Annotated in this window: 22 protein-coding genes; 5 read left to right on the top strand and 17 right to left on the bottom strand. The window is 46.0% G+C overall.

Features of this window, described 5'->3' with window-relative positions:
• The first annotated feature begins 58 nt into the window (after positions 1 to 58).
• Both L0660_RS22220 and L0660_RS22215 read left to right on the top strand, forming a co-directional pair.
• A complete protein-coding gene (locus L0660_RS22220) occupies positions 59 to 976 on the top strand; it encodes a glycosyltransferase family 2 protein (protein WP_235161364.1) in 918 nt (305 codons plus the stop codon).
• 3 nt (positions 977 to 979) lie between these two features.
• Positions 980 to 2,152 (top strand): glycosyltransferase family 2 protein, encoded by a 1,173-nt coding sequence (locus tag L0660_RS22215; RefSeq protein ID WP_235161363.1) that lies wholly within the window; start codon positions 980 to 982, stop codon positions 2,150 to 2,152.
• A gap of 38 nt (positions 2,153 to 2,190) precedes the next feature.
• On the opposite strand, the gene L0660_RS22210 is transcribed toward L0660_RS22215, so the two are convergent.
• From L0660_RS22210 to apaG, 12 genes are all read right to left on the bottom strand, one after another.
• Positions 2,191 to 2,562 (bottom strand): Hpt domain-containing protein, encoded by a 372-nt coding sequence (locus L0660_RS22210; RefSeq protein WP_233796074.1) that lies wholly within the window; start codon positions 2,560 to 2,562, stop codon positions 2,191 to 2,193.
• Positions 2,563 to 2,632: 70 nt separating this feature from the next.
• Positions 2,633 to 3,550, bottom strand: coding sequence for an MlaD family protein (locus L0660_RS22205; protein ID WP_233796075.1), 918 nt, complete (start codon positions 3,548 to 3,550; stop codon positions 2,633 to 2,635).
• A gap of 95 nt (positions 3,551 to 3,645) precedes the next feature.
• Positions 3,646 to 4,410, bottom strand: coding sequence for an ABC transporter ATP-binding protein (locus L0660_RS22200; RefSeq protein WP_233796076.1), 765 nt, complete (start codon positions 4,408 to 4,410; stop codon positions 3,646 to 3,648).
• 1 nt (position 4,411) lies between these two features.
• Positions 4,412 to 5,200 (bottom strand): ABC transporter permease, encoded by a 789-nt coding sequence (locus tag L0660_RS22195; protein ID WP_233796077.1) that lies wholly within the window; start codon positions 5,198 to 5,200, stop codon positions 4,412 to 4,414.
• 48 nt (positions 5,201 to 5,248) lie between these two features.
• The gene (locus tag L0660_RS22190; RefSeq protein ID WP_233796078.1) at positions 5,249 to 6,031 is read right to left on the bottom strand and encodes an EcsC family protein; all 783 of its coding nucleotides are present in this window, start codon (positions 6,029 to 6,031) and stop codon (positions 5,249 to 5,251) included.
• A 131-nt stretch (positions 6,032 to 6,162) separates the two neighbouring features.
• Positions 6,163 to 7,221, bottom strand: coding sequence for an endonuclease/exonuclease/phosphatase family protein (locus tag L0660_RS22185; RefSeq protein ID WP_235161362.1), 1,059 nt, complete (start codon positions 7,219 to 7,221; stop codon positions 6,163 to 6,165).
• Between the two features lie 87 nt (positions 7,222 to 7,308).
• Positions 7,309 to 9,357 (bottom strand): T9SS type A sorting domain-containing protein, encoded by a 2,049-nt coding sequence (locus L0660_RS22180; protein WP_235161361.1) that lies wholly within the window; start codon positions 9,355 to 9,357, stop codon positions 7,309 to 7,311.
• Between the two features lie 86 nt (positions 9,358 to 9,443).
• The gene (locus L0660_RS22175) at positions 9,444 to 10,421 is read right to left on the bottom strand and encodes a glycoside hydrolase family 43 protein (protein ID WP_235161360.1); all 978 of its coding nucleotides are present in this window, start codon (positions 10,419 to 10,421) and stop codon (positions 9,444 to 9,446) included.
• Between the two features lie 52 nt (positions 10,422 to 10,473).
• A complete protein-coding gene (locus tag L0660_RS22170; RefSeq protein WP_235161359.1) occupies positions 10,474 to 11,619 on the bottom strand; it encodes a hypothetical protein in 1,146 nt (381 codons plus the stop codon).
• Positions 11,616 to 12,587 carry a DUF2157 domain-containing protein gene (locus tag L0660_RS22165; RefSeq protein WP_233796083.1) on the bottom strand — a complete coding sequence of 324 codons (972 nt, stop codon included), beginning with the start codon at positions 12,585 to 12,587 and terminating at the stop codon, positions 11,616 to 11,618. The genes L0660_RS22170 and L0660_RS22165 overlap by 4 nt, the downstream gene beginning before the upstream one ends.
• Before the next feature lie 105 nt (positions 12,588 to 12,692).
• A complete protein-coding gene (locus L0660_RS22160; RefSeq protein WP_233796084.1) occupies positions 12,693 to 13,469 on the bottom strand; it encodes an O-methyltransferase in 777 nt (258 codons plus the stop codon).
• A 43-nt stretch (positions 13,470 to 13,512) separates the two neighbouring features.
• Entirely contained in the window at positions 13,513 to 13,899 is a 387-nt protein-coding gene (apaG, locus tag L0660_RS22155; protein ID WP_026630324.1) for a Co2+/Mg2+ efflux protein ApaG, read from the bottom strand.
• Between the two features lie 151 nt (positions 13,900 to 14,050).
• Between apaG and ung the strand changes: the two genes are divergently transcribed.
• The gene (gene ung, locus L0660_RS22150) at positions 14,051 to 14,716 is read left to right on the top strand and encodes a uracil-DNA glycosylase (RefSeq protein ID WP_233796085.1); all 666 of its coding nucleotides are present in this window, start codon (positions 14,051 to 14,053) and stop codon (positions 14,714 to 14,716) included.
• Positions 14,717 to 14,782: 66 nt separating this feature from the next.
• Here the strand turns inward: ung and L0660_RS22145 are convergent, their stop codons facing one another.
• The gene (locus L0660_RS22145) at positions 14,783 to 15,187 is read right to left on the bottom strand and encodes a Dabb family protein (RefSeq protein WP_233796086.1); all 405 of its coding nucleotides are present in this window, start codon (positions 15,185 to 15,187) and stop codon (positions 14,783 to 14,785) included.
• 208 nt (positions 15,188 to 15,395) lie between these two features.
• Here L0660_RS22145 and L0660_RS22140 point away from each other — a divergent pair, with 208 nt between their 5' ends.
• Both L0660_RS22140 and L0660_RS22135 read left to right on the top strand, forming a co-directional pair.
• Entirely contained in the window at positions 15,396 to 15,740 is a 345-nt protein-coding gene (locus L0660_RS22140; RefSeq protein ID WP_233796087.1) for a hypothetical protein, read from the top strand.
• Positions 15,685 to 16,560 (top strand): zinc dependent phospholipase C family protein, encoded by an 876-nt coding sequence (locus tag L0660_RS22135; RefSeq protein WP_233796088.1) that lies wholly within the window; start codon positions 15,685 to 15,687, stop codon positions 16,558 to 16,560. Before L0660_RS22140 ends, L0660_RS22135 begins: the two co-directional genes overlap by 56 nt.
• Here the strand turns inward: L0660_RS22135 and L0660_RS22130 are convergent.
• From L0660_RS22130 to ald, 4 genes are all read right to left on the bottom strand, one after another.
• Positions 16,557 to 17,075 carry a DinB family protein gene (locus L0660_RS22130; RefSeq protein ID WP_235161358.1) on the bottom strand — a complete coding sequence of 173 codons (519 nt, stop codon included), beginning with the start codon at positions 17,073 to 17,075 and terminating at the stop codon, positions 16,557 to 16,559. The genes L0660_RS22135 and L0660_RS22130 overlap by 4 nt on opposite strands.
• A gap of 64 nt (positions 17,076 to 17,139) precedes the next feature.
• Positions 17,140 to 18,915: a DEAD/DEAH box helicase gene (locus L0660_RS22125; RefSeq protein ID WP_233796090.1), complete on the bottom strand. Its 1,776-nt coding sequence runs from the start codon at positions 18,913 to 18,915 to the stop codon at positions 17,140 to 17,142.
• Between the two features lie 42 nt (positions 18,916 to 18,957).
• Positions 18,958 to 19,167, bottom strand: a complete 210-nt coding sequence (locus L0660_RS22120; protein ID WP_026630319.1) for a hypothetical protein — start codon at positions 19,165 to 19,167, stop codon at positions 18,958 to 18,960.
• A gap of 212 nt (positions 19,168 to 19,379) precedes the next feature.
• Positions 19,380 to 20,492: an alanine dehydrogenase gene (gene ald / locus L0660_RS22115; RefSeq protein WP_233796092.1), complete on the bottom strand. Its 1,113-nt coding sequence runs from the start codon at positions 20,490 to 20,492 to the stop codon at positions 19,380 to 19,382.
• Between the last annotated feature and the right edge of the window lie 11 nt (positions 20,493 to 20,503).

Genomic DNA, 20,503 nt, shown 5'->3' with positions numbered 1-20,503 from the left:
ACAAGCCAATAAAAAAATTCCCTCATTTCAGACTTTCCCAGTGCCCAGCTCCGAACCGATGAAAAGTGTTTCCATTGTAACTGTCAATTTTAATCAGCCTAAGATTACAGAAGATTTATTGAGGTCACTGGAAGAAGTCAATACATATCCGAACCTTGAAATCGTGGTGGTGGATAACGGAAGCAAACCCGATCCCGTGCCAGGCTGGGTAGAACGCTATCCTCACATTAAATTCATCAGATCGGAGAAAAACACGGGCTTTGCAGGCGGCAATAACATCGGCCTGAAACATGCTACGGGTGAGTATTTATTCCTGATTAACAACGACACCGAAGTTACCGCGGAGCTAATCGGCACATTGGTCGCCACAATGGATGCCAACCCGAAAATCGGGATGATTTCGCCTAAAATACATTATTACGACCAGCCGGGAATGTTGCAGTATACTGGTTATACGCCCATGAACTACTACACCGCACGCAATGCTTGTATTGGTCAGTTTGAGCAGGACAAAGGCCAGTATGATTCACTGAGTGGCATTACGGGCTACGCGCATGGGGCCGCTATGATGATCCGCCGGGAAGCGCTCGAAAAGGCGGGCGGGATGGCGGAAAATTACTTTTTATATTATGAAGAACTGGATTGGTGTGAGCGGATCAGAAATGCAGGTTATGAAATCCACGTTGATCTTTCTGCTTTGATATACCATAAAGAATCCGTTGCGGTAGGCAAAAGGTCCGCATTGAAGGAGTTTTTTATGAACCGGAACCGCATTTTATTTATCCGAAAAAATGGCTCCCCCATGCAATTTCTGATCTTCTGCTGCTATTTCCTGCTGGCAGTGGTGCCCAGGAATCTTATTCAATACATAAAAAATAAAGAATACAATTTCATCCCTGTTTTTCTGAAAGCAATCACCTGGCATTTCACCAATAAGGCGGATAGCAATAACCTTGGCTTCCCCCTGTCACGATAATTTATGGAAATACTCTTCTGGCTCAGTCTCTTCATCGTTTTTTATACATTCCTTGGTTATGGGATCATCCTGTACGTTTTGGTCAGGATACGGCGTGCCGTAAAAGGGAAACGGCCCGTTCCGTCGCTTGATCAGGATATGCCAACATTAACGCTCGTCATTGCTGCCTACAATGAGGAAAGCATCATTGAAGAAAAAATTCAGAACACGCTTGCGCTTTCCTATCCGCACGGCAAGCTAAGCCTGATTTTTGTTACCGATGGTTCCTCCGACCGTACACCAGAGCTCGTGAGCGCTTACAGCCAGATCAAGCTGCTGCACACGCCCGTCCGAAGCGGAAAGATCCTGGCTATGCACCGCGCAATGTATGAGGTTAACACAGAAGTAGTTGTATTCACAGACGCCAACACCTATCTGAACCCGGATGCACTATTGCTCATAGCCAGGCATTACGCCGACCCAAAAGTGGGGGCAGTATCAGGAGAGAAACGGGTGATGCAGGATGCCGTGTCCGACGCCACGGCGGGGGAGGGCTTCTATTGGAAATACGAATCGACGCTTAAAAAGTGGGATTCGGAGCTTTACTCGGTGGTGGGCGCAGCGGGAGAGCTTTTCAGCGTCAGGCACTCACTTTACCGGCAGGTGGAGCCAGATACGATCCTCGACGATTTTATGATTTCCATGCTCATTGCGCAGCAAGGTTACCGCATTATTTATGAACCCGAGGCTTATGCATCGGAACTTTCGTCGGAGAACATTAAGGAGGAACTGAAAAGGAAGGTGAGGATTGCAGCAGGCGGGATCCAGTCGATTTTACGGCTTAAAAAGCTCCTTAACCCATTCAATTATCCGCTTTTATCATTTCAATACATTAGCCACCGGGTGCTGCGGTGGACGATTACGCCCTTTTTAATGATCCTAGTATTCCTGCTGAACATTATCATTGTGGTCAATGACGGGAATGCATTGTATGGGTTGATTCTTTTCGCGCAGGTTGCTTTTTACGGTGCCGCGCTTGCGGGATGGATTCTGGAAAAACGAAAGATCAAGGTGAAGGCATTGTTCGTTCCTTACTATTTCTGTGTGATGAACTATGCGGTAATGGCAGGGATTATCCGCTTTTACAAAGGAAATCAGAGTGCTGCCTGGGATAAATCCAAAAGAAAAAGCGTGTAGCTAATGCCACACGCTCGCTTCTTATCATTTTTGTTGTCTTATTGAAGTGATTTCAAACGCTCCGATTCTTGTTCGATGATCGGCAGCAATTCATTCAGTTCTGCTGAAATTGTCTGATACATGTGCATCAGCTGTTCCGGCGTTTCGTCATCTTTAATCGCTTTTTCAAGCACCTCCACTTTCGGCCTTATCCACGTAAGTCCAGCCATGGTGAACGACGGTTTCAGTCCGTGTACAATGCTCGCCGCCTCCTTCATATCCTCAGTTTCCAATGCATTGCGGAGCGAATGCCACCGCGGCACCGAATCGCTCATAAAAGCATCAAAAATCATGTAAAGAATTACAGGGTCATCTCCGTAAACTTGGTCAATGTAAGTAAGATCCAGAGCAGGGTTAAGTTGTAAGTCCATTAATTAGAGGTTATAGTTGTTTCAATTGAGCTGTGGTTTACGAAATATATTTACAAAAATATGAAATTATTTACTGGCTCACTGAATCTTTTACTGCCTCTTTCTCAGGTTGTTTCGCCTCTTCCTTGGCTTTTTTCTTAAAATACCTGCGGAATAGGAAATTGGAACGGAGCGCCTGCATGTTTTCATCAAGCTTTTCGGTGCTGCTTTCGAGGTTTTGCAATGTTCCTTTCAAATTGCTCGCCGTCGTCTCGTCGTGTAGTAATACGCCTAACGGACTTGTCCTGTTAGAATTAAGGTTCTCACTCGCCGTTTTGAGGTTGTCGACCATTCCGTTTGCAGAAGTTACTGTTTCGTTCAGTCTGCCAATAGTGGTCCTCAGGTCCCGCATGATGACTGTATCGGTTGCAAAATCATTTGCCAGACCGCCTTTTTGATTTAGTTTTTCTGTAAATCCGGACAAGGAAGCTGTCATGGTCTGTGCATTCACAGATGCTTTTTTCAGTGCGGCGAGCGTTTGATCCACATCATTATATAGTCGCTCATCGTTCAGCAGCATTCCCACCGTTCCTTTTCCTTCAAGAATATTCTTGCTGATCGTTTTGAACGCGCTCGTAATGCCCAGCAGGTTTTTGTTGTTTTCAGACAAAACGGCCAGCATCTCTTCCGTGCTTTCCATTTTTTCAACCACCAGCTCGTCGCCATCTTCAATGGAAGGCACCTTTTGCGTTCCGCCGTAAATGACAATGATCTTGTTACCGATCAGTCCGTCTGTGCTAACCTTGGCCTTCGCATTTTTGCGGACAAATTCCTGCGACTTTTCCTCAATGTGAAGGATAACCTCGACTTTGGAATTAGACAAAAAGCGAATGGTCTTCACTGTCCCGATCTTTACCCCCGAATACCAGACATTGTTGCCTTGTTTCAGCCCGTTCACGTCATCGAACAACGTTTTGACGGAGATTGTTGAAGAAAATACTTTCTTCATACTTCCAATCGTAAGGATCCCTACTATGAAGATGACTAAGCCTATTATAACAAAAAGTCCGACTGTTATGGAGCGTTTTCTGGCTGATGTTTCCATTATTGAATAAAATTATAATCGTAAAAACTTTTGATTCTTTCTTCGTCTGTGGCAAATACTTCTTCAAATGTGCCCTGTCTCAGGAACTTGCCATCCAGCAGCATCGCGATCCGGTCTCCGGTTTCGCGGGCGCAGGTCAGGTCGTGGGTAATGATGATAGAGCTTGTGTGATATTTTTCCTTCACCTCATTAATCAGCTGGTTAATTTCCAGGCAGGTTATAGGGTCAAGTCCCGCGGTAGGCTCATCGTAAAGCATGATTTCGGGTTTCAGGATCAGTGTCCTGGCAATGCCGATCCGCTTCCGCTGTCCGCCCGACAACTCCGAAGGAACCTGGTTAATGGTCTGCAACAGGCCAACAGCGTCCAACACATATTCCACCTGTTCGTTGATTTCCGCTTTTGAAAGATTCTTAACATGCCTTACCAGCGGAAATTCCAGGTTTTCCCGCACCGTCATACTATCGTACAATGCGCTGTTCTGGAATGAAAAACCGATTTTCAGGCGAATGTCTGTCAGCTCCTTCTGATTTAATTCAGCAACTTCCCGGCCCAGGACATTGCAAACGCCGCTGTCCTGTTTTAATAACCCTGCAATGATTTTGATCAAAACTGACTTACCCGTTCCCGACCGGCCGAGGACCACAACATTCTCGCCTTTATCCACCTTCAAATTGACACCTTGAAGCACGTGCAGATCACCAAATGATTTGTAAAGATCTTTGATCTCAATGACCGGCTCTTCGTTTTGGTTGATTTCTGCCATTTTATATTCTGAAATAATTCGATACCTGAACAATAATGACCTCCTCGATGAAGATCAGGAACATGGAAATTACGACTGCCGAATTCGCAGCCTTACCCACACCTTCCGTTCCTTTGCTCGCATTGTAACCCTGGTAACAACCCACAATCCCGATTGTGAAGCCATAAGCAATCGCTTTTACAAGTGAGGTTCCTACATCCAGGAAAGTGATTTGTTCAAAAGCATTTTCAAAAAACGCCCTGAAACTCGTGCCCTCGTTCAATGTGACGTTCAGAAAAGCACCCATAAGCGCTACGCCCGTACAATAAAACATCAGGATCGGAATCGTGATCGTAGATGCGAGCACGCGGGTCACGACCAAAAATTTGAAAGGGTTAACAGCCGAAACCTCCATAGCGTCGATCTGCTCGGTCACGCGCATGGAACCCAGCTCGGCACCAATGCTGGATCCAACCTTCCCCGCACTGATCAACGCCGTAACCAATGCGGCCAGGGCGCGCACAATGGCGATCGCAACCAATGACGGCAGCCAGGACACGGCGCCGAATTCGGCCAGTGACGGGCGGGATTGCTTGGTAAATACCATCCCGGTAATGAAGCCTGTAAGCCCGATCAGCAACAATGATTTATTGCCGATCGCGTAACATTGCTTGACCAGTTCCTGAAATTCCATCCGGCCGCGAAAGGCTTCCCTGAAAAACCGCAGGAAAAACATGTAACCGTTGTAAACTGCCAGTAAAGCCGAATCCAGGCCTTTTGTATAAACTTTTTCCTTTTGATTGGCGCTCATTCAATTTTTATGCAAAGTGGATCAAAGGGTAACTCTTATTGGTATACTTTATTGGTTCTGAGCCGGTGACGGCAATTGTTCTTGTCTTCTCGCAGCCGGTAACGTCCGCTCTTCAAACCAGCGCATGCGGTAAGCATTCATCGCTGTTTTGCCTAATTGATTCAGGAGCCGGTAATTCACAATGACGCCCACAGCTGCACCGATCCCGGGAATCAGCTGCGCCATTTTCGCGAGATCAATGTAATCCCTGTATTCCTGTTGAAATGTTTTCCAGTCGAACTGGTGAATGTCGGAAGGAAGCCCCTGGCTTTTCTCCTGCCATTGAATGATCTGCTCAAACACTTTCTGGCGCTGTTTCTGGCTGGAAAATGTCAGCTGAAAAATATGGAGGATAAAAAGTCGTTCCCGGTAATCTTCCGCTGAATGCCCGTATAATGCGGAAATCTCAAACAGAAGCTTCATTTTAATGGCGATCAGGATCGGGAATTCTGCCAGTGCAAGTACAAATCCCCCTGCGCCGATGATGCCGCCTTCTGCGGCTCCTGCTTTTTTATAAAATTCAATGCGCCTGGAAACCTCTCGTTCAATTTCTTCCAGTGAGTTCTTGGGTGCCGGCAGCGCTGTGGTAAATTCTGCTCCGGTGAGCACCGCACGCGTCATTTGTTTGATTGTAGAAGTGATAACGGCATGAACCTTATCCGGAATAATGTCATTGATTTTGTCCTGAACCGCTTTCGATGTCCTATCTACCAGATTTGGCCGCTTTTGCATCTTTTGCTGCCATTTATGCAATTCAGGCGTTATTGTTTCCTCATATGTCTGGTAATGCATATTTAAACAAAAGATTAAAGTGGGATAGAAGGGAATCAATACTTCATGTAATCATGAAGCGTTGTTACAAAAATCATTCCAATCCCGCTGCAAGCAGGATTTACTTACTCCTGCGATGTACAGCCACGTTATCAGGTAACCTTATTAATCTTTTCTTCCGCGAGCTCTTTTTCTTCCTGATCTGCTTCCGGTTCTTCCTGTTGCAGATCCGCCAGTTCTTCATACTGCAATGCAATGAGGATAGGGAAGTGGTCAGAATTAAAGTTTTCGAGCCTTTTCAGTTGCAGCAGCTTGAAATCGGTGGAGCAAAAAACGTGGTCGAGGGGGAATCTCAGGAAAGGATATTTGGCATGAAAAGTATTGAAAAAGCCTCTTCCGCGTCTCGGATCCAGTAATCCGCTGATTTTTGTAAATAAATTCGTCGTATACGACCACGCGACGTCATTCAGGTCTCCTACGACAATGATAGGGGCATTTTTGCCTTTTACTTCCTTGGCAACCAGCAGCAATTCTTTGTCCCTTTCGGTGGAGTACATATTTTCTCCCGGCACTGGCGGAGTAGGGTGTACGCAGTACAATTGGATCAGTTTTCCGGAGGCAAGTTTTACCTGCGTTTTAATGGAAGGGATCTCTTCATCAACAAGATAGCGGACTTCTGCGCCCACCAGTTCCAGTTTGGAATACAGCAGCATACCATAGGTATTTTCCAGAGGCACAAGCACTTGATGCGGATATTTCTCATTAAGCTCCTGAACGCCATCGTTCCAGTACTGGTCTGTTTCAAGCAGCAGGATAAGATCAGGATCGTGCTTTTTCAGCATAGCAATGCATCCGGCTGTGTTTTTGTTGTCCTGAAAAACATTGGACGAAATGATGCTGATCTGGTTATCCGGATCCTGTTTGGAAACTTTCAGGAGCGCTTTTTTTGCCAGGAATGTGAATGGAAAGATCTGATACATCAGATAAAGCGCATTCGCAATGATGACAGCTGTAAAAATTTTTTCAAAAGTGCCGCCCATCCGGAACAGCGAAATGTAAAGGATGACGATCAACAGGTTGATGAATAATTTTTGAATCCTGGGATATTCAAAAACCCGGAATGCCCAGAAGTCGTTGCGAATGAGCGGGATAACGGAAAACAAGACGATTATAGCGCCGAAGATTTCCAGTGCGTATTTAAAAGAGTGCATTTATGGGTGCAAAAAAATTTTCTAAATATCGTTTTTAATTTCCCACAAACAAATTGTTCGGCCTGTTATGCCCCTTTCTACGCCTTGCTATCGCACATGCACTTTTTTGGACCAGATTTTGTCCCCGGCTTTCAATCTGACGATATGGTTGCCTGCTGCATTTTCGGGAATGCGGATGAATGCTTCATCACTTTGCAAGATACGCTCGTCGCTCAGTGACTGGCCATTAACATTGATTAATGACAATGTTCCATCGACCGGCTTTTTCATTCTGACCGTCACTTGTTCGCCTTTACGGGCAGGGTTAGGAAACACTGTGAACATGGCTTCATCATCCTTTTCAACCCCGGTTATCAGTTCGTATTCAACTTCTGCATAACCGTAATCTGCTGATTCAGAAGCGCTGCTTACACCCTTTAATCTGTAATTTATTTTTTTTGCCTCAGCGGTATTTTTATCAAGATAAATATAAGTTGCGCTGTCCAATGTTGCAATTGTCTCGTAATCAGGCTCGTCGTCGCGTTTTCTTTCCAGCACAAATTGAGCAACCGCATTCACTTTTTTCCATGAGAGTTTTACGCTGCCTCCGGTGGATTCAATTTCGGCTGCCAGCTCGGGTGTTGCCAGACTTTCGCCAATCGGCACCTTGAAGAAAGTGAAAGCGCGCATGCCCAATTGATTTTTGATAAATGGACCATTCAGCGGATAGTAAGGGCCGTTTTCAGGCGTGTACATAGGCATCAGGTCCATGGTTGTGGCTTGCTGAGGAGCTTTTAATTCCAGGATTATGCGGTTACCATCTGCTTTTGCAGAGGCAACAGAACCGGATTCACCATTGAAATAGAAAAAATCCTTCATGTCCAGGGTAACTTGGCCATTGGGCTTGTAAGGCTCAGGATACACCAGCTCTTGACCTTCATCGAAGACCAGGATCACCTGTTTTTTTTCCGGCGTTTTATAAAATATCTTCCTGATATTGGGCGAGTTAATGTTCGCCGTATCCTTTAACCCGTAAAAATCGCGGGCTATCAGTCTGGACAGTTCCAGGCCGCCCTGTTTGTTCCCTTCTTTTCCATAATGCAGTCCGTCAAATTGCTGCGTTCCTACCGTTGCCAATGATCGGAGCTCCGGATAAATGCTGGGTAGCCTGCGCTGGTAATCCCTCACTTCCGCGCCGACAGAGGATGCAAAATAGATCACATCGATCTGGAACACATAAATTTTGCCCAGGCTAGGCAGGTCTTTTTTTAAGTTATTTCGCAGCACTGCGAAATTTTCCGGCCAGTTACCACCTTCATGGTAAGCCTCGGTTTCACCCTGGCGAAAAATGTACGCTTTCACGGCGCCGGCCATTCCGCCTTTTTGCAAGCGGTAGAGCATCCGGCCATAACCATTACGGAGATCGGCGGGATTGCTTTCGGTCCTTTGCGCGTGTGCGAAGGCCGATGACCAGTGAAAACCCGCATTAATAAGGCAATTGGGAACACCGGACTGCCGGATCAGTTGTTTCTGGATTTCCAGACCCATTGTGCCTACGCCGTAATCATAATGATCCTGGTTGGAAAACGCCCATAATGTGTCGGCAGCATTGTAAGGTCCGGTGTTGAGATCGGCCGTTATTTTGCCGAAAGTGCGGGAAAAAGTGCTGGTATCGGTTTCGGTGAAAAAACCGGTTGAATTGGATTGCCCCGAAAGCACGTACACATCCCCGCTGACAACATTCTTCCTCTCCACAACCATTGTGGAATCGTTGGTTTTGCAGAGATATACTTTGAAATGATAATTGGCAAGCTCGGCTTTGATCTTGGCCTCCGTGGTAAAAGAGCCAATGCCTTTGTCATATTTGATGTCGGCCCTTAGGTATTTCTGCAAAGTTTCATTTCTGAAAACCTGGACAGATATGTAATTATAGCCCGTCGTTTCCGTAAAACCGGATATGGGGATTACGGCTTCGCTTTGTGCATTGCGCGGATATAATTGTAAATCCTGGGGGAGCTGGCTGAATACAACGGAAGAGAAGCGTTGCGCATTAACAATGTTGCCTGAAAACGCAGTTGTAGCAAAAAATAGAAAGAACTTGATGCTAAAACTAGAAAGCGGTCTTAGAATTCTTAGGGGTAGAACATTCAATTTCACAGGCAACTGACATTTTATTGATAAGAAACAAATATAGTCAGTTGCGCTGTGCATTAGTAAATTGAATGAAGTTTAATCAGCTTTTGTCACTTCAATGTAACCGGGCCGACACCCTCTTTCGTGATTTTGACAGGGTTAATTTCACCTTTATCATTGAATGTTATGACATCAATGCATGTTTCGCGGTGATTTCCGTCGGTTTCCGTCAACGGGCGTCTGTGGTAAACGATGTAATATTGATCTTTGCCCGGAATCTGGATAACGGAATGGTGTCCCGCGCCTCTTGCCACTTGCGGGTCCTGCTTCAGTATCGTACCCACTCTTTTGAAAGGCCCGAAAGGAGAATCCGCAATGGCATATGCAACCGAATAATTAGGGCCTGTCCAGCCGCCTTCCGACCACATGAAGTAGTATTTTCCATTTTTGATAAACATAAATGGTCCTTCTACGTAGTTGTCGGGCGTTATTTCGCGGAAGATGGTGCCGTCTTCAAAAGGGATAAAGCCGGTAAAATCCTTATTAAGCTTCGCTACATTGCAATGCTTCCAGCCGCCGTAAAACAAATAATACTGACCATCTTTGTCCTTGAACACAAACTGGTCAATGGGCTGCGCGCCGTTGTGGAATTTGTCGATCAGCGGTTTTCCCAAATGATCTTTAAAAGGGCCTTCGGGGCTGTCGGAAACGGCTACGCCGATGCCGCCTTTCTCCTGATCATTCTGAATGTCGTTGGCACCAAAAAAGAGATAGTATTTTTTATCTTTTTCAATAATTGAAGGAGCCCATACTGCACGTTTGGCCCATTTGATAGCCGCTGTGTCCAGGATAGCGGGATGTTTTTTCCAGGTAACCAGGTCTTCAGATGAAAAAGCATCCAGGAAAACCTGCTGCTCGTACGGTGCAGAAAATGTGGGGTAGATGTAAAACTTTTTGTTAAAGATAATACCCTCAGGATCAGCATACCATCCTGGAAAGACGGGGTTACCTGCGGTTTTTTGGATGGTTTGCGCAAAAGTGCTTATGCCGCATAAAAGCAGCGCAATGGACAAAATAGGTTTTTTCATTTTTAGGACTACGCAAGAAAAGTACCTGGCTAAGTTCTGAATTTTTGCCCAATTAATAGGTCTCTCCCGAGCCGCCGCCGCCAAAATTTCCACCGCCAAATTCAACATCACCATCCTCACCCGGCGTCTGACCAAGATGTTGCGCCACTAAAATGGCTTCCAGATTGGCCAGCTTACGTTTGCCCTCCTGCTCATCGGATAAGCCGTGTTTGGGGTTATGCAGATATTTAATCACAGCGGCAGACAGGATGATCATGGCCATTCCGGCTATCGCCAGTTCCTGTGCAGGCGTAAACGGGCTGAAATAATGTTTATAAGTGTAAACAGACAATGCCAGCGAAAGCAGCCCGGTATTCAGCAGAACACGATCGTGTTTTTTCAATCCAAAGAATATGTACGCAACGGGGATGCCGATTGTGAAGAAATAGAAGACTTGAGCGAATGGAATTTGAGGTGCGAAAGGCAAATTCAGGTCATTCAGCATAGCATTGCCTTCGCGGACAACCAGATAATTTCCACCCAGGTAAAACGTAGCCAGTGCCAGAATTTCGATCAGTTTCCGGCAGTCGTGGTAATAGCTGCTTTTGATTTTTTTCACAATCAAATAAACCAGCGCGGAAAGGATCATTACTCCGAAAGGAAGGATCGCTTTGCCGATCGGAAACTTCATCATCATATCTCCCAACATTAAAATCAATATGAGGAAAGAGCCGGCGGCCGTCAGCAGGTCTGCGTAACGGAGTGTGGCGGCATATGTGATAGCAAAGAAAATGATGCAGAATTGCCAGACTTGAAGATCCTGAAAAAGCGATAAAATAGGGATTGCCGCTGCGCCAAGGGCAGCATAAAGCAGTGCATTGTCGGTTCCGGAGTGATACAAGCCTCTTTTTTTGATCAAAAATTCCAAAAAGAATAGGAACCCTGCCATGCAGAAAAGGCTGATGACGGAAATGTTTTCCTGCCCGCCGTCGCCAATGATGAACATGGATATAAACCCCGAGGCAAAAGAGCAGGCGATGAGTGTGAAAATGAATAGCCCGATTTTTACAAAAATGCCGGGCCGGTAAAATTGCTGGGGAAATGCTTTTTCCGCCTGGTCGAGCTGTTCTCTGGTCAGCAGCTTCTTAGCTGCCCAATGTTCGGCTTTATTGAGAATGTGCAGATTTTCAATCCAGGTTTCGTTGTAGGCTTTTTTCATTTTTTGATCCCTAAGAATTTTTTAAAATTGAGCAGAAAGAAAACAACGCCTATGCTGGTGAATGCGAAATAAAACGTCCCGAAAACGAAAGAAGCGTCTTCTGAAACGATATTTGAGAAAATAAAATGTGTAAGGATTATGTAGCCATAAACGACGCCTATGAGCAGGAAAATGAGTGATTGTGTGAGGCGGGCGCGCTGGATGAAGAATACGGAAAGGGCTAGTCCCACAAGCATATAGATGAATTCTGCGCGATCGCTGAAAATGCCGGTCAATGCCGCCAGAACCGCCAGATTGCCTCCCAGGAAAATATAGGTAAATGCAAAGTGGTGTTTAATGTTCCGTTTTTCTGATGCCCAGCCGAATGCGCACAGGATCGAGCCGAGAATGACAGCCGTGGCGAGTAAGCGGTTATCCGTGAAATCATTTTGTGAAAGCACAGCCAGCGGCGCCACAGTAAGACCAAGCCATGACGCAAGTCCCGTAATGGCCATGGAAAGGGCTCCTTTATGATCGAAACGGTAAGCGCAGAAAAAGAAAATCAGGGTCGGAATAATGATCGCGAGTCCGTACCGCGTCCCAAAAATGTTGTATTGAAATTGGAGGTAACCTTCCAGAACCAGGAACGTCGTGCAGCCAAGCAGCAGAATGTAATCGGCGAGTTTTTTTGGATTGCTTACTTTTTCGTTGCTGTAAGGAAGCGCATGCTTATAAGTGTAATAAAAGCACCAGGCTGTAAAGGCGGCAATTGAAGCGATAATCACCTGATGACCAATGGTATCTATGTTCTCATAAATAATAACCCCGATGCCGGAGCTGAAAAGAACAATTCCCAGGTAAAGGATCGAGCGCAGTTCCCAATGCAGCGAAAACGCCTTTTTTTGCTCGTAATCGGCTATGATTGAAGCTTGTTCTTCGGATATGACGGCCTTCTCAACGAAGGCTTTCAGGATGGTTTGCGTATTCATTCCGTGGAAAAAAGAGGATGAGTAGAGCTGGCAATAATAAGAAGAATGCTTACAAGAACAGCGCTTATTTATTCAACGGAGCGGCCCGGTTATGTTACGGTTTTATTAAAATCTCAATGTAAAATCTTCCTTCACCTGCTCCTGCCGAAAGAACACCAGCCCGATCCAGAATAAATCGACCGTTAACGTTACCCGGGGATGTTTTTTGATGAATTCCCAGGCTTGCGTCATTTCATCGGACCAGTAGATGTCGTCGAAAATAAAGACCGAATCGTTGTGCATGTAGGGGAGGCAATCCTGGAAATAGCGGACAGTTGGCTCGTAGCGGTGATTGGCGTCGAAATAGGCGAAATCCAAAGACGGATTCAGCTTTTTTAATGTTTCGGGTAGCGTCTGGTCAATGTTGCCAATCACGATGTCAATGTTTTCAGCATCCAGTTTTTCAAAGTTATGGCGTGCAACCTGCGCTGTGGCCGGGCAGCCTTCGAAAGTCAGGATTCTTGCATCCGGCTTTGCTTTTGATAAATATAATGTTGTCAGCCCCAGTGAAGTGCCCAGTTCGAGAATGGTTTTGGGCTGAAATCTTTGCACGAGGCGGTTGAAGAGCTTTCCGAATTTTTCGGGCTTCTCGGCATTCTTAGCAATCGTGCCGATTTTGCGGAGGTTGGATTTATTCACCCGCGAGCCGGCGCCGAGATCCAGAATGTTGATTCGCTCATTGGATGCCAGCAGTTCTTTGCGCAATTTTTTCAAAACCTCATATTCGGGATTCTGATCCTTTTTTGCCGCAATAACCTGCGTGTAAAGTTCGAAAAGGAAAGGCGAATGAATGGAATGCTCGTTACCGGAGCGGAGCAAATACTTTAAATAGGCAGCAATCAATGGTAAGATATTTAGTAAACCAAAACCGAAGTCGGGCGGTTGATCAGTTCATTCTGTAAGGTGCGATCAGGGAGAATGCGGGAATGATCACGCGGAACTGGCGGCCGTCGAGTACACGTTCCATCAGATACGTTCCGGCCATTTTGCCCAGGTCTGTACGAAGGTTGCATCCCGACACGTAATCATGCACATCCCCTGGTTCCAGGATCGGTTGCAGTCCCACAATGCCAGCGCCTTCCACTTCGCGTACGGTTCCGTTCGCATCGTAAATAAGCCAGTGCCTTCTTAAAAGTTTAACAGTATGCTCGCTGTGGTTCTCAATCAGGATCTTGTAGGTAAATACAAAATGATCTTGTCCCGGGTTGGAATAATCGGGCTGATACTCAGTTAATACGGTGACTTTCACACCATCTGTCACTTTGGAAACCATATGGATGAGGGTGTTTGGGCGTTTTGCGTTGGTATGGGGAAGCAGCCGGAGCTGTATTTGCATTACTTCTGCTAAAACGAAAATAACAATCAATTACTGATAAAACCAAAACAAAATAATATAATTTGGGTTTGGTTTTAAAAACGATGAGATGGACGTAAAAATAGAGCAATCGTGGAAAGAAAGGCTGGAACCGGAGTTTGCAAAGCCGTATTTCACTGAGCTTGTGAGCTTTGTAAAAGAGGAATACAGCACGAAACAGATATTTCCGCCGGCGAAACAAATTTTCAATGCATTCAATTATTGCAGCTTTGAAGACTGTAAAGTGGTGATACTAGGCCAGGATCCTTACCACGGTTTTGGACAGGCAAACGGACTTTGCTTTTCGGTGAATGATGGCGTGCGTATCCCGCCTTCGCTGGTCAATATTTTCAAGGAGATCAATAGCGACCTGGGTAAGCCCATTCCTAATTCCGGTAATCTGGAAAGGTGGGCGAAACAGGGCGTATTATTGCTTAATGCAACATTAACAGTGGAAAGCGGGAAAGCCGGGTCACACCAGAACAAGGGATGGGAACGATTTACCGATGCTGTTATCAAATGCGTGTCCGACGAGAAAAAGAATGTGGTTTTTATGCTCTGGGGGCGTTATGCCCAGGATAAGGGAAGCATTATCCATGACAAAAATCACTTTGTATTGAAATCAAAACATCCGTCTCCCATGTCGGCAAACGGGGGAGGCTGGTTCGGTAACCATCATTTCAGTCAGGCTAATGCTTATCTCGAAAGCAAAGGCTTGGAGCCGATCAATTGGTAGAAACGAAAAAAAAGAGCCGGGATACCCGACTCTTTTTAAGATTTTCACTCCTATTACTATTGTAAATTACTTTTCAATGTTGGAATTCATTTCCAATACATTGTCCCAATTTCCTTCATTAGCCTTCACAAATTGTTTGCGATCGGCATTCGCTGCATATTGTGCTGCGCCTTCTTTTGTTCTGAATGTCAGGTAATGGATCACATCAAACTGCTCTTCGCTTCCTTCCAGTTTCTGAACGTGACCTGCTGAATAGGCAACTACATCCTTCACTGCGTTTTTCATGGAAGCAAAATCACGCAAATGTTTTTCAACGTCCTCGTTAGTTGTTCCCGGCTTAAACTTGATACAAACTACGCGCTGAATTTCAGCTGGTTTGTGAGGAACATACGCACCGTAAATCAGCAGCATAAAAACGCACAATGCAAAAACGGGTACTAAATATCCTAATGTTTTATTTCTGGTTCTCATTATTTCAAAATCTGATAATCATTCTAAATTTTCTTGATACAAAGATAAACGAATAATTAATAATTGCATTATTTATATATTAAATATAACTTATTCTGATTTTCTTGCATTCGGCAAAAGAAACCTGAGTACAATGTTCAGAATGCAGAATTTAGTTTGGGAGGCCGCAGGAGGCCGGGATGTGTATTTAATGCTAACTCAGAGATAAATGCGGCAAAATTCAGTTGAATTTTGTGCAACCAGCAAAATGAGCGTTTTCAAAATACTCGTTCATGTGACCATTTTTTGCAAAAAGCGTCTAAAGAGGTTAAAGGCCTTAAAAATGGCCTTCAAAACATTATATGGCAGTAAAATCTGGATGCAAGAAATTTTTTTTCAAGAAAAATGCTTTCGAGAGGCATTTTTGGCTGAAAATGAGCGTGGTAATGCTAATTTTTCTCGCTTTGACATCCGGCAAACCGCATTGGGGATTCTGGGCGCACAAGCGGATCAATCGTATGGCTGTATTTCGCCTGCCACCCGAAATGCAGGTTTTCTACAAAAAGAACATTGATTATATAACAGAAAATGCGGTCAACCCGGACCGCCGCCGATACGCTGTGGTAGGAGAGGCCGAGCGGCATTATATTGATCTGGATGTCTATGGCGACAGTGCTGTGCTGGTGCTGCCGAAATTTTGGAACGAGGCGGTAAAGCGCATGGGCGAGGATAGCTTGCGCAAGCATGGCATTGTTCCCTGGTATATTCAAACAGCTGCCTATCAGCTTACGGAGGCCTTTAAAGAAAAAGACGCGCGTCGGATTCTTAGAATATCGGCAGATCTTGGGCACTACATTGCGGATGCCCACGTGCCTTTGCATACAACCCGGAATTATAATGGACAACTAACCGGTCAGGAAGGCATTCATGGCTTCTGGGAATCGCGGTTGCCTGAGTTGTTTGCGGAAAACTATGACTTATGGATCGGTCAGGCCAGGTATCAGGATAATGTTGCCAATATTGCGTGGCAGACCGTGGCCGAGTCACACGCCGCAACAGATTCTGTTTTTCTGTTTGAAAAGCAGCTTAGTGCTTCATTTCCGGCTGAAAAAAAGTTTAGCTACGAACTTCGTAACAATGTACTTACCCGGACTTATTCACTGGAATTTTCAACCCGCTACCACGAAACGCTCGACCGGCAGGTTGAGCGGCGCATGAGAGCTTCTATAAAAATGGTGGCCGACATCTGGTTCACATGCTGGATCAACGCCGGTCAGCCGGATCTGCGCCAGTTGAAGGATTCTTTAACGGAAACAGACAAGCCGGATCAACAAACTGAAAGCCAGTCCTGGATCAGACGTCTCCTGCATATAAGACCCGAAAGTGAGGATTAAGCGCTTTGTTTCAACATGCGGGAAGTTACCAGCAGCTGGCCCGTGTGCCTTTGCGTATGCTCGGCCGCGTGAAACAGCAAGCCCAGATGTGTGGATGGTAACATGGCCCGGCCCACGTAACGGATCTGCGTAAGCGTCTCTTCGTCAGTGTGTTTGAGTTGTGTTAGCGCGATGAGAATCTGTCTGTTGAATGCGTCGAGTAATTCGTTCAAAGCCGATGTGGACGATAGTGGCTGGCCCTCGGATTTCAAATAGGCAAGCTGATTTTCGCTCAGAGATTCAGCCCTGGCATAGGTAAAAAGACGGTCGAGCACGCCGGTAAGGTGTTGTAAATGAAAGCCAACAGACGCCACATCTGCCGGGCGTTCCCATAACAATGCAACGGGGAAATTGCTGAGTTCTGCATTGATTTCTTCCTGCGCTTGCAAAAGTGCGTGGGCTGCGGGCTGCAGAAAATCGGATATTTCAGGGAGTGGCCCTCTGAGCCAGACCTCGGGTTTCGGTTGATTTTGCATACCGAAAAATAACAAAAAAAGGGACTTTGTTACAAGTCCCTTTTCTTAAATGTGCTAAGCTTAATTATTTAGCGATATCAATTTGTACAGGCTTACCTTTAATGGTGTTGCCGTCCATTGCACGCAAAACCGCACGGGCATCACGCTCAGGAACATCTACAAATGTGAATTTGTCATAAATATCAATCGCACCGATCGTTTTACCTGGAATGTTCGCTTCGCCGGCAATGGCTCCAACGATATCTTTTGGCAAAATGTGATCTTTACGGCCAAGGCTCAGGAACAAGCGCGTCATGCCAGCTTCCGGTGTAGCCGAACGTTTCGATTCGTCGCGGCCGCCTTCGAATCTTGGACGTGATTCTCCGCGCGCTGCGGGAGCGTAACGGTCGTTTCCGCGTGGAGCGCTTTCTCTGCGATCTCCAAAACGGCTTCCTCCTGATGAACGGCGCTCAAATCTGTCGCTGCCGCCTTCTCTGCGTCCGTCGCGTTCGCCACGTCTTTCTTCCCAAGCCAGGTTAGCATCTGCATATTCGTTCTTCTGAACGCCCATGATCTGCTTAGCCATAGCGCCTACAACCTGCTCGGTAGAATAACCTGCATGGTGCAACATTTCCAATACGTCGCCGAAAAGCTCCTGATCGTCGCCTTCTTTGATAGAAGCAGAAATGCTTTCAACGAAACGTGCCTTACGCACACCTACGATATCTTCGTAAGAAGGAATTACTCCTTTTTCAATTTTCACTTTGGTAAAACTTTCAATGGTTTTCAAACGATATTTTTCATCGCGGGCAACCAGTGAGAATGCTTTTCCGGACAATCCGGCACGACCTGTACGGCCGATACGGTGTACGTAATATTCTTCGTCTAATGGAATGTCAAAGTTGATCACGCCATCCAGTCCGCTTACGTCAATTCCGCGTGCTGCAACGTCCGTAGCCACAAGAATGGTTGTTACACCTGCCTTGAATTTGCTCATTACATTGCTGCGTTGCTGCTGGCGCAAATCGCCGTGGATTCCTTCCGAAGCATATCCTCTCAATTGAAGATCTTCAACGATTTCGTCAACTTTTCTTTTGGTATTACAAAAAACCAAAAGCGATTTCAAATGGTGCATGTCGATCAGGCGCGTCATTACTTCAACCTTGGCCTGTGGCTTCACTTCGAAGTAAACCTGCTCAATGTTCACGTTAGTCAGCTCATTACGAACCACTTTGATCAAAATAGGATCAGTCTGGAAACGTTTTGTGATTGACATAATCGGCTTAGACATTGTTGCTGAGAACAAGATCGTCTGACGGTCAGCCGGCATATCTGCCAGAATGCTTTCGATATCCTCGCGGAAACCCATATCCAGCATTTCATCTGCTTCATCAAGCACCATCATGCGCACTTCGTCAAATTTCAACGTTTTGCGTTCCATATGGTCCATCACACGCCCAGGAGTTCCTACAACAATGTGAACACCTTTTTTCAGCGAGCGGATCTGGCGGTCGATAGAATCGCCACCGTAGATTGCTTCAATTCTTAATCCTTTTACATATTTAGCCAAACGGCCAATTTCTTCGGAAACCTGCACCGCTAATTCTCGGGTAGGGCAAAGCACAAGTGCCTGAACGGCATTATTGGATACATCAATTCTTTCCAGCACGGGAATACCAAACGCTGCCGTTTTTCCGGTTCCTGTTTGTGCTTGTCCGATCACGTCAGATCCCTGCATTACTGCGGGAATTCCTTGTGCCTGTATGGGTGAGGGTTTAGTAAAACCCATTTCAGTAAGGGCTTTAAGGATGTTTTCTGAGAGGCCAAGCTCTTCGAAAGTTTCGAAATTTTCAGTAGTCATTATATTTATTTTTGTATTAATTCTTGGGTAAATAAAAGATAGTCAAATTGTTACGGTCATTTGAATGCTGCTGCGGATCGCCGTAACAGAAAACGTATCGTAGGTCAGCAGGCTCGATGGGTCGAAGTCGGAAACGGTAAAATTGTCCCACAACCAAAAACTCAAAGCCAAATCGTAAACTAATTCAAAAGGGGATTGCGCAAAGCCCACCACAAACCATCCGTGGGGTCCTGCATGAGAACGGTGTGCCAACCAGGCGAATTTTAAAGGTTGGTAGCGGATCTATAAAGTGCTAAACCGTGTAAGAAGCAGAGAGACGAACGGATGTTCGTTCAAATTTTATGCAAAAGTAAGGATAACTTTCGAAATTGCAATACTGACACGAAATTAATTGTAATATTTCGGGAAATGAAAAAACCTGACCGGCTTTACAGCCAGCCAGGTTGCCTTAGCTAGGTTTGGTATTAAAAAACTTCCTGCACGTCTGTATACGGAAGGTTCCAGGCATCCGAAACGCCTTTGAAAACCACCTTTCCGTTTACGACATTCAAGCCCTTACGCAGCTCTTCGCTCGTGGCGCAGGCGCTTTGCCAGCCTTTGTTGGCGAGCTGCAATGCATAAGGCAATGTTGCATTTGTCAGGGCGAGGGTAGAAGTGTAGGGCACAGCGCCGGGCATGTTGGCCACGCAATAGTGCACAACTCCGTCCACTTCATATATAGGATCTTCGTGGGTTGTTGCTTTGGAAGTTTCAAAACATCCGCCCTGGTCAATCGCCACATCCACCATTACGGTGCCGGGTTTCATAAGTTTAAGCATTTCGCGTGTGATCAATGAAGGCGCTTTCGCTCCCGGGATCAGCACACCGCCAATGATGAGGTTTGTGCTTTTGATCAGCTCGCGAATGTTGTATTCGTTGGACATCACGGTGTCCACATTCGCAGGCATAATGTCTTCCAAATATCTTAATCTTGGCAAGCTAATGTCCACGATCGTTACATTGGCACCCAGTCCCGCAGCCATTTTTGCAGCTTGTGTTCCTACGATCCCGCCGCCCAGTACGAGCACATTAGCAGGTTTCACACCCGCAACGCCACCCAAGAGAATTCCGAAACCGCCCATCGGTTTCTCTAAATATTTGGCCCCTTCCTGGATCGCCATCCTTCCGGCCACTTCGCTCATAGGAACCAGCAATGGCAAACTGCGGTCCGTTTTTTCAACCGTTTCGTAAGCCAGACAAACGGCCTTACGCTCGATCATGGCGTGTGTTAGTGGTTCGGAAGAGGCAAAGTGGAAGTAAGTGAAGAGGAGCTGGTTTTCTTTGATGAGGCTGTATTCGCTGGCGATCGGTTCTTTTACCTTGATGATCATTTCAGCGATGGCGTAGACTTCTTCGATGCTGCTGAGGATCGTCGCGCCGGCTTCTGCATATTGTTCGTCGCTGAAACCGCTGCCTTTGCCTGCCTCCGCCTGTACATATACGGTGTGTCCGTGTTTGCGGAATTCGGTTACTCCGGCGGGGGTGACGGCTACGCGGTTTTCATTGTTCTTGATTTCTTTGGGGACACCAATGATCATTGGGAAGTATG

Origin of the sequence: Dyadobacter sp. CY351 (assembly GCF_021502625.1) — a bacterium.
Lineage (GTDB): Bacteria > Bacteroidota > Bacteroidia > Cytophagales > Spirosomataceae > Dyadobacter > Dyadobacter chenhuakuii.
Note: the sequence above shows the minus strand (reverse complement) of the source record. Positions and strands in the feature narration are given on the sequence as shown.

Excerpts from the sequence above, each read along its gene's own strand:
- L0660_RS22220 (WP_235161364.1), top strand. The coding sequence starts at position 59 with ATGAAAAGTGTTTCCATTGTAACTGTCAATTTTAATCAGCCTAAGATT.
- L0660_RS22215 (WP_235161363.1), top strand. The coding sequence starts at position 980 with ATGGAAATACTCTTCTGGCTCAGTCTCTTCATCGTTTTTTATACATTC.
- L0660_RS22210 (WP_233796074.1), bottom strand. The coding sequence starts at position 2,562 with ATGGACTTACAACTTAACCCTGCTCTGGATCTTACTTACATTGACCAA.
- L0660_RS22205 (WP_233796075.1), bottom strand. The coding sequence starts at position 3,550 with ATGAAGAAAGTATTTTCTTCAACAATCTCCGTCAAAACGTTGTTCGAT.
- L0660_RS22200 (WP_233796076.1), bottom strand. The coding sequence starts at position 4,410 with ATGGCAGAAATCAACCAAAACGAAGAGCCGGTCATTGAGATCAAAGAT.
- L0660_RS22195 (WP_233796077.1), bottom strand. The coding sequence starts at position 5,200 with ATGAGCGCCAATCAAAAGGAAAAAGTTTATACAAAAGGCCTGGATTCG.
- L0660_RS22190 (WP_233796078.1), bottom strand. The coding sequence starts at position 6,031 with ATGCATTACCAGACATATGAGGAAACAATAACGCCTGAATTGCATAAA.
- L0660_RS22185 (WP_235161362.1), bottom strand. The coding sequence starts at position 7,221 with ATGCACTCTTTTAAATACGCACTGGAAATCTTCGGCGCTATAATCGTC.
- L0660_RS22175 (WP_235161360.1), bottom strand. The coding sequence starts at position 10,421 with ATGAAAAAACCTATTTTGTCCATTGCGCTGCTTTTATGCGGCATAAGC.
- L0660_RS22170 (WP_235161359.1), bottom strand. The coding sequence starts at position 11,619 with ATGAAAAAAGCCTACAACGAAACCTGGATTGAAAATCTGCACATTCTC.
- L0660_RS22165 (WP_233796083.1), bottom strand. The coding sequence starts at position 12,587 with ATGAATACGCAAACCATCCTGAAAGCCTTCGTTGAGAAGGCCGTCATA.
- apaG (WP_026630324.1), bottom strand. The coding sequence starts at position 13,899 with ATGGTTTCCAAAGTGACAGATGGTGTGAAAGTCACCGTATTAACTGAG.
- ung (WP_233796085.1), top strand. The coding sequence starts at position 14,051 with ATGGACGTAAAAATAGAGCAATCGTGGAAAGAAAGGCTGGAACCGGAG.
- L0660_RS22145 (WP_233796086.1), bottom strand. The coding sequence starts at position 15,187 with ATGAGAACCAGAAATAAAACATTAGGATATTTAGTACCCGTTTTTGCA.
- L0660_RS22140 (WP_233796087.1), top strand. The coding sequence starts at position 15,396 with ATGCGGCAAAATTCAGTTGAATTTTGTGCAACCAGCAAAATGAGCGTT.
- L0660_RS22135 (WP_233796088.1), top strand. The coding sequence starts at position 15,685 with ATGGCTGTATTTCGCCTGCCACCCGAAATGCAGGTTTTCTACAAAAAG.
- L0660_RS22130 (WP_235161358.1), bottom strand. The coding sequence starts at position 17,075 with ATGCAAAATCAACCGAAACCCGAGGTCTGGCTCAGAGGGCCACTCCCT.
- L0660_RS22125 (WP_233796090.1), bottom strand. The coding sequence starts at position 18,915 with ATGACTACTGAAAATTTCGAAACTTTCGAAGAGCTTGGCCTCTCAGAA.
- ald (WP_233796092.1), bottom strand. The coding sequence starts at position 20,492 with ATGATCATTGGTGTCCCCAAAGAAATCAAGAACAATGAAAACCGCGTA.